This window comes from Cognatishimia sp. WU-CL00825 (genome assembly GCF_040364665.1).
In the GTDB taxonomy this organism is placed as follows: Bacteria; Pseudomonadota; Alphaproteobacteria; order Rhodobacterales; family Rhodobacteraceae; genus Cognatishimia.
In genome coordinates this window covers 1,659,104-1,672,890 of record NZ_BAABWX010000001.1, presented here as the reverse complement: position 1 = coordinate 1,672,890, position 13,787 = coordinate 1,659,104, and the positions used below count along the sequence as shown (strand labels likewise).

The 13,787-nt window shown below is 54.0% G+C and carries 15 protein-coding genes; 11 read left to right on the top strand and 4 right to left on the bottom strand.

Going from position 1 to position 13,787, the window contains the following annotated elements:
* The first annotated feature begins 112 nt into the window (after positions 1-112).
* The gene (locus tag ABXG94_RS08365) at positions 113-811 is read left to right on the top strand and encodes a Crp/Fnr family transcriptional regulator (RefSeq protein WP_353534030.1); all 699 of its coding nucleotides are present in this window, start codon (positions 113-115) and stop codon (positions 809-811) included.
* On the opposite strand, the gene ABXG94_RS08360 is transcribed toward ABXG94_RS08365, so the two are convergent.
* Positions 765-1,007: a DUF1858 domain-containing protein gene (locus tag ABXG94_RS08360; protein WP_353533483.1), complete on the bottom strand. Its 243-nt coding sequence runs from the start codon at positions 1,005-1,007 to the stop codon at positions 765-767. The genes ABXG94_RS08365 and ABXG94_RS08360 overlap by 47 nt on opposite strands.
* A 132-nt stretch (positions 1,008-1,139) precedes the next feature.
* Here ABXG94_RS08360 and ABXG94_RS08355 point away from each other — a divergent pair, with 132 nt between their 5' ends.
* The 8 genes from ABXG94_RS08355 (at position 1,140) to ABXG94_RS08320 (ending at position 8,169) form a co-directional block, all read left to right on the top strand.
* Complete coding sequence (locus tag ABXG94_RS08355) at positions 1,140-1,592, top strand: c-type cytochrome (protein ID WP_353533482.1); 453 nt, start codon at positions 1,140-1,142, stop codon at positions 1,590-1,592.
* Positions 1,593-1,604: 12 nt separating this feature from the next.
* Entirely contained in the window at positions 1,605-2,948 is a 1,344-nt protein-coding gene (locus ABXG94_RS08350) for a cbb3-type cytochrome c oxidase subunit I (RefSeq protein ID WP_353533481.1), read from the top strand.
* A gap of 2 nt (positions 2,949-2,950) precedes the next feature.
* Entirely contained in the window at positions 2,951-3,748 is a 798-nt protein-coding gene (locus tag ABXG94_RS08345) for a CbbQ/NirQ/NorQ/GpvN family protein (protein ID WP_353533479.1), read from the top strand.
* Between the two features lie 6 nt (positions 3,749-3,754).
* Positions 3,755-5,638 (top strand): nitric oxide reductase activation protein NorD, encoded by a 1,884-nt coding sequence (locus tag ABXG94_RS08340; RefSeq protein ID WP_353533478.1) that lies wholly within the window; start codon positions 3,755-3,757, stop codon positions 5,636-5,638.
* A 1-nt stretch (position 5,639) separates the two neighbouring features.
* Positions 5,640-5,807: a protein NnrT gene (locus ABXG94_RS08335; protein WP_353533477.1), complete on the top strand. Its 168-nt coding sequence runs from the start codon at positions 5,640-5,642 to the stop codon at positions 5,805-5,807.
* Positions 5,808-5,815: 8 nt separating this feature from the next.
* Positions 5,816-6,022 (top strand): NnrT protein, encoded by a 207-nt coding sequence (locus ABXG94_RS08330; protein WP_353533475.1) that lies wholly within the window; start codon positions 5,816-5,818, stop codon positions 6,020-6,022.
* A 133-nt stretch (positions 6,023-6,155) separates the two neighbouring features.
* Positions 6,156-7,319: a DNA cytosine methyltransferase gene (locus tag ABXG94_RS08325; protein ID WP_353533474.1), complete on the top strand. Its 1,164-nt coding sequence runs from the start codon at positions 6,156-6,158 to the stop codon at positions 7,317-7,319.
* Positions 7,312-8,169: a hypothetical protein gene (locus ABXG94_RS08320; protein ID WP_353533473.1), complete on the top strand. Its 858-nt coding sequence runs from the start codon at positions 7,312-7,314 to the stop codon at positions 8,167-8,169. The genes ABXG94_RS08325 and ABXG94_RS08320 overlap by 8 nt, the downstream gene beginning before the upstream one ends.
* A 9-nt stretch (positions 8,170-8,178) precedes the next feature.
* On the opposite strand, the gene nhaA is transcribed toward ABXG94_RS08320, so the two are convergent.
* Entirely contained in the window at positions 8,179-9,408 is a 1,230-nt protein-coding gene (gene nhaA / locus ABXG94_RS08315) for a Na+/H+ antiporter NhaA (protein ID WP_353533472.1), read from the bottom strand.
* 100 nt (positions 9,409-9,508) lie between these two features.
* Here nhaA and ABXG94_RS08310 point away from each other — a divergent pair, with 100 nt between their 5' ends.
* Positions 9,509-10,423: a hydrogen peroxide-inducible genes activator gene (locus tag ABXG94_RS08310; RefSeq protein WP_353533471.1), complete on the top strand. Its 915-nt coding sequence runs from the start codon at positions 9,509-9,511 to the stop codon at positions 10,421-10,423.
* A 33-nt stretch (positions 10,424-10,456) separates the two neighbouring features.
* Here ABXG94_RS08310 and ABXG94_RS08305 read toward each other — a convergent pair whose 3' ends face one another.
* Both ABXG94_RS08305 and ABXG94_RS08300 read right to left on the bottom strand, forming a co-directional pair.
* Entirely contained in the window at positions 10,457-11,842 is a 1,386-nt protein-coding gene (locus ABXG94_RS08305) for a sensor histidine kinase (RefSeq protein ID WP_353533469.1), read from the bottom strand.
* Positions 11,839-12,507 (bottom strand): response regulator transcription factor, encoded by a 669-nt coding sequence (locus ABXG94_RS08300; protein WP_353533468.1) that lies wholly within the window; start codon positions 12,505-12,507, stop codon positions 11,839-11,841. The genes ABXG94_RS08305 and ABXG94_RS08300 overlap by 4 nt, the downstream gene beginning before the upstream one ends.
* 142 nt (positions 12,508-12,649) lie before the next feature.
* Here ABXG94_RS08300 and ABXG94_RS08295 point away from each other — a divergent pair, with 142 nt between their 5' ends.
* Complete coding sequence (locus ABXG94_RS08295) at positions 12,650-13,738, top strand: tricarboxylate transporter (protein WP_353533467.1); 1,089 nt, start codon at positions 12,650-12,652, stop codon at positions 13,736-13,738.
* Positions 13,739-13,787: the final 49 nt, after the last annotated feature.

Below are 13,787 nucleotides of genomic sequence, written 5' to 3'. Positions count from 1 at the left end.
TTGTGCTTAAGCAAACTTCGCCCTATGCCGCTTTGGTCGATTGTGCTGGCACGACCGTTAGAAATTTGGCAATCATGACATGCATATGGACACGTCACCGCCAAACAAGACGCTGCATCGTCTCGATGAAAGCCTGATCGCGCAACTGCCACCCTTTGCAGCGCTTCAGCGCGAACAGATCCGGGAAATTCTGGATAAGGCCGACGTGCGTCGTGTAGCCGAAGGCCAAACCGTATTCGAAGAAGGGGCCACGGCTGATCGGTTTTATTTGTTGTTGGATGGCTATATTCGCGTGGTGCGTATCACCGAAAGCGGCGAGCAGGTCATCGCGCTGCACATCCCAATGGGGCAGTTGTTTGGCATTGCACGAGCCCTGGAACGCACGACCTATCCGGCTACCGCCGTGGCCGCGTCCGAGGGGCTGGCGCTCAGCTGGAAAATGTCACTCTGGAAGAAGTTCTGCGCGGATTACACCGGGTTTGCGACGGCAAGCTACAAGACCGTTGGCAACCGCATTGGTGAAATGAATCTGCGTATTGTCGAGCTTGCAACGCAGCAGGTGGAACAACGTGTCGCCAATGCGTTGTTGCGATTGGTCAACCAAACCGGGCGACGGGTGGGGGCCGGGGTGGAAATTGATTTTCCTATCACCCGGCAGGACCTAAGCGAGATGACCGGCACAACACTGCATACGGTTAGCAGATTGCTCAGTGCCTGGGAAAAATCAGGTATTGTTCAAAGCCGGCGCAAACATATTTCGGTGCTCAAGCCACATTCCTTGGTGGAATTGACGGTGGCACCGCTGCGTTAATAGCCTCTAGTAGTGCATTGCGAAATTCGTCTTCGTCTAGCGCATATTCTTCACAGGCATCAAAGACCGTGTGAAAGGGGCTGACCATGCAGCCCACACACAGCATGCCGTGATTGATGAAAACCGAAATGGTCATCGGCCAGCGTTTCATCAGCGCATCAAGGGGCATATCCGGATCGAGTGTCGATTGGTGCATTGGCTACTCCTATCAGGTTCCTTCCAAATTAGATCAATATTCCATCTGAACGTTGCGCTGACGCAAACTTTGTCGCCGTCATGCAAGGTACTGAGGAACCATCCTAAAACGTTTAGAAGGAGGGGCCCAAAAATGGCAGAGATTCTGACCAAGACGCGGGCGCGGAATATCTTTTACGGGGGCTCGGTGTTCTTCGTCCTGATATTCATTGCGCTGACCGTGCAAAGCCACAAATACATCGTAAACACATCCACCGCAGGCGCGCCGCTGACCGAAGAGGTCGTGCATGGCAAGCGTGTCTGGGAAGAACATTCATGCATCAACTGTCATACCTTGCACGGCGAAGGCGCGTATTTCGCGCCCGAAGTTGGCAATGTGATGACCCGTTGGGGCGTGCTGGAGGACAAAGAAGAGTCGTTTGATGCTCTGAAATCTTGGATGGAAAGCCAACCATCTGGGGTCCAAGGCCGCCGCCAAATGCCGAATTTTGATCTGTCCGACGAAGATATTCGCGGTCTGAGCGAATTTCTGCGCTGGGCTGATCAGACCGACCGTCAAGGTTGGCCGCCAAATGATGCGGGATAAGGAGAAACAACCATGAAATATCAATCCCAAAAAGTAGCACTGGCGTATTTCGCCTGCGCACTTGCCCTTTTTGCCATTCAAGTGCTTGGGGGGCTTCTCGCCGGGTGGATCTATGTTGCACCCAATTTCTTGTCTGAACTCCTGCCGTTTAACATTGTGCGTATGTTGCACACCAACGCCTTGATCGTCTGGCTACTGACTGGCTTTTTTGGTGCAGCGTACTTCTTGCTTCCCGAAGAAGCGGAGCGCGAGATTTTTTCGGTTAAGCTGGCCTATCTACAGTTGATCATTCTGATGGTTGGCACCTTAGGGGCCGTTGGCTCTTATCTGATGGGCGTGCACGAAGGCCGTGAATTCCTAGAGCAACCGCTTTGGGTGAAATTCGGCATTCTTGTCGCTGCTGTGATCTTCCTAGTAAACGTCACGCTGACCGTTCTAGCTGGACGCAAAACCGCAATCACCAATGTGTTGCTTTTGGGTCTATGGCTGTTGTCGCTGCTGTGGATCTTTGCCTTTATCAATCCAGACAACCTGAGCCTTGATAAAATGTACTGGTGGTTTGTTGTGCATCTTTGGGTCGAGGCGACCTGGGAACTTGTCATGGCGGCTATCCTTGCGTTCTTGATGCTGAAACTGACAGGCGTTGACCGGGAAGTTGTTGAAAAATGGCTTTATGTGATCTGCGGAACCGCGTTGTTTTCCGGCATCTTGGGCACTGGCCACCATTTCTATTGGATTGGGACTCCCGGGTACTGGCAATGGATCGGCTCGATCTTTTCAACTCTCGAAGTCATTCCATTCTTCCTGATGATGAGCTTTGCCTTTGTGATGGTTTGGAAAGGTCGCAGAAATCACCCCAACAAAGCCGCCTTGCTGTGGTCGCTTGGATCTAGCACCGTTGCGTTCTTTGGCGCGGGTGTCTGGGGCTTTTTGCACACGTTACACGGCGTGAACTTTTACAGTCACGGCACTCAGATCACCGCAGCACATGGTCACCTCGCGTTCTTTGGCGCCTATGTAGCCTTGAACCTTGCGATGTTCTCTTATGCGATGCCAATTCTGCGCAACCGTGACCCTTATAATCAGGTGATCAACATGAGCTCGTTCTGGCTGATGACCGGCGGTATGGCATTTATGACCTTTGTGCTGACATTTGCAGGCACCATTCAAACCCACATGCAGCGGGTGGTTGGTGACTACTTTATGGATGTGCAGGACGGATTGTCGGTCTTTTACATGATGCGCTTTGGTGCCGGTGTGGCTGTGGTCATAGGTGCGCTGATGTTCATCTATGGGCTGGCTATTGTGCGGCGTGAAATCATCGCGCCAGGTCCAGAGACAGCACCGGGAGAATAGGCATGAATATGATGACTGACCCCAAAAATGTACCGCACTATGCGCCGACCGGCAACGAGTGCACGCTGTTTGAAACAGCTTACAACAACGGTTTGCCCCTTCTTTTGAAGGGGCCGACTGGCTGCGGCAAAACTCGTTTTGTCGAACATATGGCCGCCAGGCTCGGGCGCAAATTGTACACCGTCGCGTGTCACGATGACCTGTCTGCGGCTGATCTGATCGGCAGATATCTTTTGCGCGGTGGCGAAACAGAATGGGTGGATGGTCCGTTGGCGCGCGCGGTGCGCGAGGGCGCAATCTGTTATCTGGACGAAGTGGTCGAAGCACGCAAAGACGTGACCGTGGTTTTACACCCGCTGACTGACAACCGGCGCACTTTGATGATTGATCGCACCGGCGAAGAGCTGCAGGCCCCCAAAGGATTTATGCTGGTGGCGTCGTATAATCCCGGTTACCAAAACGTGCTCAAACGGCTCAAACCATCGACACGGCAACGGTTTTTGTCTGCCAGTTTCGACTTTCCCGAAGCCTCAATCGAAACTGCAGTTGTGGCTCAGGAAAGTGGACTGGATGCCAAGCGCGTAGGGCCTTTGATCCGTTTGGCAGGTAAAATTCGGGGCCTGTCCGGTATGGATCTGGAAGAGGGCGTTTCAACCCGGCTTTTGATCTATGCGGCCAGTTTGATTGCAGGCGGCATGCCGCTGCTGGAAGCGCTTGAAGCCGCCGTTATCGAACCGCTCAGTGATGACGTGGATACCAAAGCGGCCCTGCGCGATTTGATTGCGGTTACATACGGATAAGTAAAAATGGAACTTCTTAACCTGTTTGAACCAGAAGAGACCGTTGGCAATGCCTGGCATGACATTGCCAGCCGCATTGCTGCTGATCAGCTGTTTGAACAGGCCGCTGTTCATCTGTCACAGATCCGCACAAGCCTGGCGGTGTTGTTTCGCGCCCTGGGCGGACCGGCGGGCGTTGATATTGCAGAGGCACCGGTTTGCAAAGCACGTCATCGCACGCGACTGCGTCTTGCCTTTGGATCAGGCGGGGAAACCATCACACAGGCCACCTACGACGGTGAGCGGCTGCGTCTGCCCCCAGTTTTGGATTGTTTTGCTGACCCTGCGTTGAACAAGGCTGCTTATATGTGGCTAACGGCCTCGGCTGCCTTGACCGATGTTTGTCAGTTGGATTTGCCCTTGGCTGATCAAGCCAGAGACTGCGCGCAAATCCGGGCCAATGTGCAGGCCTCCGATCGGGTTTTCAAAAATTGCCCGGGACTGCGCAGTGCCTATGACCCGCTTTGCGCCGGTATCTTGGCGCAACGCCTCACCGCCACCCTGCCACCCGCCGAGGCGGCAATGGAACGAGCGGTGCGCGATCAATTGAATGGCACCTTGGCACAGGTGGACATGTCTGCGACGACACGCAGCTACCGGCCTTTTGCACCGGTGCCGATTTGGCTTGATTTCAGACAAGCCGGTGCCAGCAAACTCAGCCCAGACAGCGCACAAGAAAAATCTTCGGCCCCTGGTGTTCCGACCTCGACCCGTAAAATGGGCGAACGGCGCGATCTGGATCAGACCAATCGCAAAGACAGCTTTATTGTGCACCGCTTTGAATCCATCCTGTCCTGGGTGGAAAGCATGAACATCAACCGCAGCGTTGATGATGACGATGACGAGAACGCCAAGAAAGCCGCCGAAGATCAGGACAGCGTGACCCTGTCTCGTCACGACCGCAAGGCCGCGACCAGGTTGCGGTTACATCTCGATCTTTCGCCTCTGGAAGCCGAGCATGAACGGCTTTCTGGCAAGTTTACCTATCCGGAATGGAACCACCGAGCGCGCAGCTATATGCAAGATCATGTGCGGGTTCTGGAAGCGCCAGTGCAACACGACCCAAACTACGTTTTTAAGCCAGACGCGCGTCGCGTCGCAGAGGTGCGGCGGCAGTTTGATGCCCTGCGCCCACGTCGCATCCTAACGCCAAGGCAAATTGACGGCCAAGAACTTGATCTGGATGCGGTGATTTCCGCACGTGCAGAACTGCAAGCCACAGGCCGTGGCAGTGACCGGATCTATATGGCCAGCCGCCAAATAGAACGCGATCTGTCGGTTGCGGTGCTGGTAGACACCTCGCGCTCCACCGAGGCCGCCATTGGTGAAACCTGCGTGATTGACGTGGCGCGCGATGCGCTTGCTGCGCTGGCTACCGGCATTGACGCCAGCGGTGATCGTCTGGGCATCTGGGGATTTTCGTCTTTGAAACGAAATCGGGTTTTTCTAAGCAAATGCAAAGGGTTTGATGACCCGATGTCTGCCAAGGTCACCGAAAACATTTGTGCTCTAAGACCCGGCCATTACACCCGGTTGGGGGCTGCAATCCGCCATTCGGCAATGCGCTTGGCTGACGAAAGTTCCAGTCGCCGATTGCTGTTGGTGCTGACGGATGGCAAGCCAAACGACTTGGACCACTACGAGGGACAGCATGGCATCGAAGACAGCCATATGGCGGTGCGCGAAGCCCGCCGGATGGGGTTAACCGTGCACGGCATTGTGGTGGACGAAGACGGCCAAGATTGGTTTGCGCGGATTTTTGGCAAAGGCGGATTTACCCTTTTGCCAAACCCCAGCCGTCTGACCCGCGCTTTGCCCGATATTTACCGCGTTTTGACACAGGAGACCTGACATGCGCTTTTTGATCTTACTATTTTTGGCCAGCCCGGCAGCAGCCACGGAATTTGACCGCCCCATTCCCAACGCGCAATCGGCCACAGCGGAACTCTGGTTCGCCTTGGCCTCTATTTTGCTGATTGCAGCCTTGTTTGCTGTTGGGCGGGTGGTCGCAAAAAGATGAACGGCCATATGAAACTCATGCTGGCGCTTTATCCCTTTGGCTGTGGGGCCATGGCGGTGAATGCGTTTTTCGCCTCTTTGCTGGGCAGCTGGGTTGGTTTGCCGGTTTTGTCGATGGGGCAGTCCTTTGTGCTTGGCGCTTTGGTTGCCGTGCCCGCGACTTGGTATTTTGCAAAATACATCTACAGGCTGGCCCAAGAAATCGACGCGCCCTGATATATCCGAACGCAGGCACCGTGCCACATCACAGCCGGTGTGCTTAGCCGGTTAGTGCAGCCATATTTATCGCGCAAAAAATGCACGAGAATTTGTTGAGCCGAGACGCCGAATATGTTCTATGGAATAGACCATGGATCAGAACAAGATAAGAACATACTACGAATTCTTTGCAGGCGGTGGCATGGCGCGCGCCGGGCTAGGGCAGGCATGGACCTGCCTTTTGGCCAATGATTTTGATCGCAAAAAAGCAGAAACCTATCGTTTGAATTGGGGTGGTGACGCGCTAATTACAGACGATATTCGCAATATTTCCCCCGAAGAAATGCCCGGGCAACCTGACCTCGTTTGGGGGTCTTTTCCTTGTCAGGACTTGTCGTTGGCAGGCAGTGGCGCGGGGCTGAAAGGTCATAGATCAGCTACGTTTTGGCCGTTTATGTCCCATCTCGGTGCCCTGCGGGAAGAAGGCCGTGCGCCAGCATTAATTGCTTTGGAAAACGTGCTTGGAACGTTGACCTCGCATCAGGGCAAGGATTTCGCCGCCATCTGTCAGGCCTTTTCGCGGCTGGGGTATCAATTTGGTGCATTTGTGGTGGATGCGGCGCATTTTGTGCCCCAGTCGCGGCCTCGGCTTTTTATCATCGCGGTTGACAAATCTTTGACCCCAGATGCACCGATGCTTGAAACCGGGCCGGTTGCGCCATGGCATTCCGCCGCAATTGTAAAAGCCCACAAGGGGCTGTCACGCAAGCTGCAAAAAGACTGGTTTTGGTGGCATCTGCCGACCCCGCCGCCGAGGATTTCAAAATTTGCGGATCTCATCGAAGAAAACCCGTCATCGACAAAATGGCACACCAAGGCAGAAACCACAGCGCTGTTATCGATGATGTCCGAAGTAAACCTGGCAAAAGTTGAGACAGCAGTGGCGTCAGAAACCCGCATGGTTGGTGCAATTTACAAACGCACGCGCCACGAACATGGCATCAAAGTACAGCGTGCCGAAATTCGGTTTGACGATATCGCTGGTTGCTTGCGCACGCCGGCGGGCGGTTCGTCGCGGCAATCGATTATGGTTGTCGAAGGTAAAAACATCCGGTCCCGTTTGATTTCCACCCGTGAAACCGCGCGCCTGATGGGCCTACCAGATAGTTATATTTTGCCAGAGCGCTACAACGAGGCCTACCATTTGACCGGCGATGGCGTGGCGGTTCCTGTGGTGCGATTTATTGCTAAAAACCTGCTGGAAAAACTGCTCGATCGTGCCAAGATCGACAATAGGCGCGCTTCCATTGTCTGAAATTCCCTGCGAAAAAAATGCCGAACTACGCCAAAAAATTCTGGAATTTGCCGAGGTTCTAAAGACCGAAGCGCATAAGCTTGGGGATCACGGGCTTGATGAACAGGATTTTTATCAATCTGGCCTGTTTCGCGGCACCATAGAACGTATTCGTGGCCAGTTTTCGGCATCGATGAAGGAAAAGCGCAGTTTTGTGGCGTTGGTTCTGACCCATATGCAAGCGCGTGGCTTTGTGCGTGCCTGGGGATCTGCAGGCGAGGCCAATCGCCACGATTACTTTGTGACGCTTAACAATGGCCGCACGGCGATCATCGAACTCAAGGGCTGTTTGGATGGCAACAACACAAACATTTTTGAGCGCCCACCGCATGCCGATGAATTTATCATCTGGAGCGTCTGTAGCAATCCGGGAGCTGATCCGCGCCACAATGTCTGGTCCGGCATTCACACCCGCCTTAGCGCTGAAATGATTGACCGCGATCAGCGCATTGATGGCTTGATTGTCTGGGATTGGATTTGCGGCACGACGGCGCGGCCTTGCCCCAAGCTTGCGCTGGCCCCAGACCGGGTCACTGATATTGGCCCATACCGGTTGCCGCCGCCCTGTATCTATCTTTTCCCGGGCACGGTTCCCAGCCCCCGCAATAATCCTAAACCTCGGGTCAACACCTTGGCGGATGTCGGCATTCTAGAGGCAATGCATCTTTGTTTTGGGGGCCATGACAGCGAATTGAACACGGTTTCTTTCGAGGTGGCACACCGTGATGCAGACACAGTGCGCTCTACGTCAATTTGCAGAGACGGGGTGCTCCAGAAAACAACAGAGCCAACCCCCATTCGTCGCAAATAGCAGGTCTTTTTAGGCCTGCGTGCTTGCTTTGGCCTGCTCTGATCCCAGGTTGGGCGGGTCAGCCTGTAATGCAGGTTTGAAAGATGTCATCCGCAATACCGCAAACCCAAGGATCCCGGACAAGACAGACCCGCTGATAACCCCAAGACGTACGGTGTTCATCATTTCAACAGAGTCAAACGCCAGCGATCCAATAAACAAGCTCATGGTGAAACCGACTCCGGTCAGACAGGCCACGCCGTAAACATGTTGCCACGTGACATCCTTTGGCAGGCGCGCAATGCCAGATTTACAGGCGATCCAAGTGGCTCCGAATACACCAATTTGTTTGCCAACAAACAGGCCCGCCGCGATGCCCAGCGGCATGGGGGTCAACAAATCAGCAAGCGAAAGCCCGGTCAGGTTCACCCCGGCATTTGCAAAGGCAAACAGCGGCAATATCAGAAACGCGACCCAGGGGTGCAGGGCGTGTTCAGCCCGTAACAAAAGCGCCTTGTTACCCTGCTTTTCTTTCAACGGGATCGTCATCGCTATAAGCACACCGGCCAGTGTCGCATGTACCCCTGATTTCAGAACACAAACCCACATGAACAGCCCGATCAGCAGATAGGGCGCGATGCGCTGTACGCCCATCCGGTTCAATCCAACCGCAAGTGCAAAGCCCAGCATCGAAAGCGTCAGCGCGTTCACCGACAATTCCGAGGTATAAAACACCGCGATAATGACAATCGCCCCCAAGTCATCGATGATTGCGATTGCCAGCAAAAAGATTTTAAGTGCCACCGGTACATGCTTGCCCAAAAGTGCCAGAATACCCAATGCAAAGGCGATATCGGTGGCGGTGGGCACGGCCCAGCCGGACAGGGTGACAGCATTGCCCCAGTTGAAATAGATAAACACCAGTGCCGGTGCCGCCATGCCGCCGATTGCGGCAAATATCGGCAATACCGCTTTGTCAAAACTCGACAGCTCGCCAACCAGCACCTCTCGTTTGATTTCCAAACCCACCAAAAAGAAGAATATCGCCATCAAGCCATCGTTGATCCAAAGCAACAGCGGTTTGGATATTTCAAAGGCACCGGCGCCCACGCGCACATTGGTGTTTAAAAATCCGTCATACAGCGGGGCGGCGATGCTGTTGGCAGCCAACATCGCTAGCAATGCCACGGCCATAAGCACCAATCCAGCGCTGGCCTCGAGTTTCATAAAGGTCTGAATGCGTTGCAGCGATTTTTCCACGGGCGGCTCCGACAGGTAAAGTGGGTTTCGCTATATTTGGCTTGTTCTGTGTTAATTGAAAATATATATAAACTGTAGTTTGCATAGTCTGAGGCTATATATGCGACCCACATTGCGTCAGCTCGAGTATATTGTCGCCGTAGCAGATGCGGGCCGCATCGGTTCCGCCGCCAAACTGCTTCATGTCAGCCAGCCCAGTCTGTCCGCACAAATTTCCGAGGTCGAGGCCGATCTTGGGGTGACATTGTTTGCACGCAGCAGATCTGGGGCCAAGGTCACACCCGAGGCAGAAGAGGTTGTGCGCCGCGCGCGTATGTTATTGAGAGATCACGAAGATTTGCGGTCATTGACCAAGTCAGCGGGTCTGTTCAAAGGCCGGTTGCGGCTCGGGGTATTACCGTCTGTGGGGCCGTATTTGTTGCCCGAGGTGGCCCGCAGATTGCATATCCAACACCCGGGCATTCGGCTGGTGGTGCGAGAAGAAACCACGCGCGATCTTGAAGAAGGACTGCGCAGCGGTCGGCTGGATATGATCATTTCCACACCCGAGGATCATCCAAACAACTCTTATCGCTTGCTGTTTACAGAACGGTTTTGGGCCGCAACTGCGCTTGATCATCCTTTGGCAAGCACCTCAGAACCGGCAAAGTTCACGGATTTAGAAGGTCAGCTCTTGTTGACACTTGGCGCGCAGCACCGGCTGTCTCATATCGTCATGCAAATCGCGCATCGGTCAAAAGCTCAGGTTTCAGATGAATACGAGGGCACAAGTTTGGACGCCATTCGGTTGATGGCGGCAACAGGCGCAGGCATTGCACTGCTGCCAGAAATCTATGCCCGCACAGAGGCTCGGCGCGGCACGGATGTGGCTCTGCGATATTTGGCAGAGCCAGAAGCCACACGAAAGATTGCGTTGATGTACCCCCATGCGGGGGCAGGGCGTCCAGGCGGCACCGCCTTGGAAGAGATCCTCTTGGATGTCTCCAAAAGGCTGACCGATCATAAAACAGACTGAGATTGGCCGCTGTGCAGGGGCGGATACCTTAGGTCAAGAAAGCTGGGTCACAGGCAAGGTCAGTGTCAAACTTGCACCGTTTTCAACCGTGTCGATCACCAGCTTGCCACCATGTTTTTCTGCCACGGATTTCGCGATTGCCAGCCCCAAACCGCTGCCGCTAGAAGGTTCCAGCTGTGAAAATCGCCTGAATGCCGCGTCTTGCTGACTTGGGGACAGGCCTTTGCCATCATCATGGACCGAAATGCAAACGACGTCAGCCTTGGTGCGCAAACGCACGCCAACAGTGCTGAGGTCTGCCCCGCCGTGTGTCATGGCATTGTCGATCAGGTTTTTGACCGCTTCTGACAAAAACAGCGCGTCGCCTTCAATCATGATGGGCTGTGGCGGCGCGTCAAATTCAAACGCAATATCCGCAGACAAAAGAGCAGAACCTTGTTCTGCACATAAGTCTTGTATCAGGGCGCGCAGATCAAATTTGGTAAATTGGTCAATATCGGTTGTGTGACGCAACCGGTCCATGGACAAAAGCTGTTCGGTAATCCGGGTGACGTTTCTGGCGGCTTTTTCCAAATCCCGTGTGCGTTGTTTGCGGTCCATTTCCGTACCGGCATCTTTGACGGCTTCGGTCATAGATTGCACCGCCGCAACCGGGTTCCTAAGCTGATGGGCGGCGTCAGAAATAAACGCCTGATGGGCTTGCAGGTTGCTTTCAAGTTTCGAGAATAACGAATTGAGCGTGTTGACGATGCCTTTTGCTTCGGCCGGCACGGGTCTTTTTATGCGACTTAGGTCATTTGGGGAACGTTCGGCAATTGCATTTCTCAGGTCAATCAGCGGCCAAAGTCCCCATCCGACTCCAAACCAAACTACGATGGCCAAGGTCAGTAACAATGCCCCCATCAAGCTTATGGCACGAATGGCCAATTGGTTGGCGAAAGCTTGTCGTTCCGCCAGCCGTTGCCAGACAGTTACGGTTGAATCACCGGTTAGCCCATCGACCGATATCCGCTCTGTCAGGCGCATCACCCGCACGGGTTCGCCGCGGTAGTTTGCTTCAAAAACATCCGGTCCACCATCGACAATTGGCTGGGCTAAAGCCCCAGATACGTCCGGATTTGGCGGATAGGCATAGCCAGTTACATAGATGCCACCGGGACCTGTCGCATGATAAAAAACCTGCCCTCCAGCCGCATCATCGATCAGATCACTTGTCGAACGCAACAAGGCATCGCCGCCGGACACCGCAACGTCGCGAGAAATGGCCAAAGCAGAGGCCAACAACCCGCGATCAAACAACGCTTCGGCCGTGTGTTGTGCCGCCGTAAGCCGCCAAAACCCAAGGAGCACTGCCATCAAAACCAAGGGCGTCAAAATAAGTGCAAAAAGCCGAATGCGCAGGGAGGCCAACCGCATCATAATTCTGCTTCTAGCATATAGCCAAGACCGCGCGCCGTTTTGATCGTCACACCAAATTTTGCTAAACGTTTCCGTAACCTAGAGACATGAGGCTCCACAGCAGTTTCCTCGATATCTGCGCCAACTCCATAAATGTGATCAGTCAAATGCGCCTTTGAAACAATGCGACCTCTGCGTTCAAGCAGACACTCAAAAACCGCCAATTCGCGGCGTGGAATTTCCACGGGTTGGCCCTGCGCGCTGACTTGCCGCGCGGTACGGTTGAATTCAAGATCGCCAATGGTTTCTTTCTCGCCGTAATCAAGCTCTTTGCGGCGCGACAAGGCTCTGATCCGTGCTTCTAATTCGTCCATTTCAAATGGTTTGATCAAATAGTCATCCGCGCCAGCGTCCAGGCCTTGCACCCGATCTTTGGTTTCTGTCCGGGCGGTCAGCAAGATCACCGGCGTGCCATCATTGCGACGTCGCAGGGCACGCAGAATGTCCAACCCTGACCGGCCCGGTAAATTGATATCCAGGACCACAAGATCCGCGCCTTCTCGCGTTAAAAAAGTGTGCGCTAAATCGCCATCAAGCAGCACATCTGCCGAATGCCCACGATCCCGCAATCGATAGGCGATGGCATTGGCCAAGGTTTCGTTATCTTCGATGACTGCGATGCGCATTCTGTCTCCTGCAAGCTTGCCGCAAGGTTGGGCTCTCATGATTGGACTATCGAAAGAGGGAATCAATCCCTCATTTCAAATAGACAAACAACTTGGCGAGGAGGACGTTGCCGTGTTTGTCTGGTCTTAAGGGGAGGAACCAATGACCAAATTTGATTTTACACGCCGCGCTGCGTTGAGTGTAATTGCCGCCGCAGGGCTCGCAGCCCCAGCTGCGGCAGAGGTCGATTTTTCAGGCAAAACCATCGAGTGGGTGATCCCATTTTCTGAAACTGGGGGGTCTGCCAAATGGGCTAACTTCTTTGCGCCATTGTTGTCAGAAGCGTTGCCAGGCGCACCGACAGTTGTCGTGAAATTCATGCCAGGGGCAGGGTCCACCAAAGGGGCAAACTGGTTCCAGTCGCAAAAACACAAAGACGGCACACTGCTGTTTGGAACGTCTGGCTCGACGCAATTCCCCTATTTGCTGGGCGACCCGCGTGTGCGTTATGAATATAACGATTGGAACACCGTTATGGCGTCGGGCACAGGTGGTGTGGCCTATTTGAATGCCGAAGATGGTGCCAAATTTGATGGCTCGGCCAATGGCCTACAAGACATCGATTTCATTTATGGTTCTCAGGGGGCAACCCGTCTGGATCTGGTGCCTTTGCTGGCATGGGAAATGCTGGGCATGAACGTTGAACCGGTATTTGGCATCAAGGGACGCGGCGATGGGCGTTTGATGTTTGAGCGTGGCGAAGCCACCATCGACTATCAGACCTCGTCCGGGTACCTAGGTGGATCTGCGCCACTGGTCGAAGCCGGCCAAGCAGTGCCGATGATGACTTGGGGCGCGCTTGATGCGGATGGCAACATTGTGCGTGATCCAACATTCCCAGACATCGCGACCTTCAAAGAAGTTTGTGAGGCCACTGAGGGTTGTGAGACTTCTGGAGACGCTTGGGATGCTTGGAAAGCCTTCTTCGTTGCAGGCTTTCCGGTGCAAAAACTGGCCTTCCTGCCAGCAGGCACACCACAAGACGTGATTGATACTTACATCGAAGCATTCAATGAAGTTGTGGCCCGTGCAGACTTTGCCGAGATTTCATCCAAGCGGGTTGGTAAATACCCTGTCTTTACGGGTGCTGGGTCGCAAGACGCGTTGGCAACAGCCACGAAAGTGCCTGCGTCTGCCAAGGGATTTGTTGTTGGCTGGCTTAAAGATGCTTACGGCGTTTCGCTGAAGTAACGACCAAAGGTGGGGCTGATTAATCAGCCTCACCTTGATTAACCTTATA

Excerpts from the sequence above, each read along its gene's own strand:
- ABXG94_RS08350 (WP_353533481.1), top strand. The coding sequence starts at position 1,605 with ATGAAATATCAATCCCAAAAAGTAGCACTGGCGTATTTCGCCTGCGCA.
- ABXG94_RS08355 (WP_353533482.1), top strand. The coding sequence starts at position 1,140 with ATGGCAGAGATTCTGACCAAGACGCGGGCGCGGAATATCTTTTACGGG.
- ABXG94_RS08325 (WP_353533474.1), top strand. The coding sequence starts at position 6,156 with ATGGATCAGAACAAGATAAGAACATACTACGAATTCTTTGCAGGCGGT.
- ABXG94_RS08305 (WP_353533469.1), bottom strand. The coding sequence starts at position 11,842 with ATGATGCGGTTGGCCTCCCTGCGCATTCGGCTTTTTGCACTTATTTTG.
- ABXG94_RS08340 (WP_353533478.1), top strand. The coding sequence starts at position 3,755 with ATGGAACTTCTTAACCTGTTTGAACCAGAAGAGACCGTTGGCAATGCC.
- ABXG94_RS08300 (WP_353533468.1), bottom strand. The coding sequence starts at position 12,507 with ATGCGCATCGCAGTCATCGAAGATAACGAAACCTTGGCCAATGCCATC.
- ABXG94_RS08295 (WP_353533467.1), top strand. The coding sequence starts at position 12,650 with ATGACCAAATTTGATTTTACACGCCGCGCTGCGTTGAGTGTAATTGCC.
- ABXG94_RS08330 (WP_353533475.1), top strand. The coding sequence starts at position 5,816 with ATGAAACTCATGCTGGCGCTTTATCCCTTTGGCTGTGGGGCCATGGCG.
- ABXG94_RS08335 (WP_353533477.1), top strand. The coding sequence starts at position 5,640 with ATGCGCTTTTTGATCTTACTATTTTTGGCCAGCCCGGCAGCAGCCACG.
- ABXG94_RS08360 (WP_353533483.1), bottom strand. The coding sequence starts at position 1,007 with ATGCACCAATCGACACTCGATCCGGATATGCCCCTTGATGCGCTGATG.
- ABXG94_RS08310 (WP_353533471.1), top strand. The coding sequence starts at position 9,509 with ATGCGACCCACATTGCGTCAGCTCGAGTATATTGTCGCCGTAGCAGAT.
- ABXG94_RS08345 (WP_353533479.1), top strand. The coding sequence starts at position 2,951 with ATGAATATGATGACTGACCCCAAAAATGTACCGCACTATGCGCCGACC.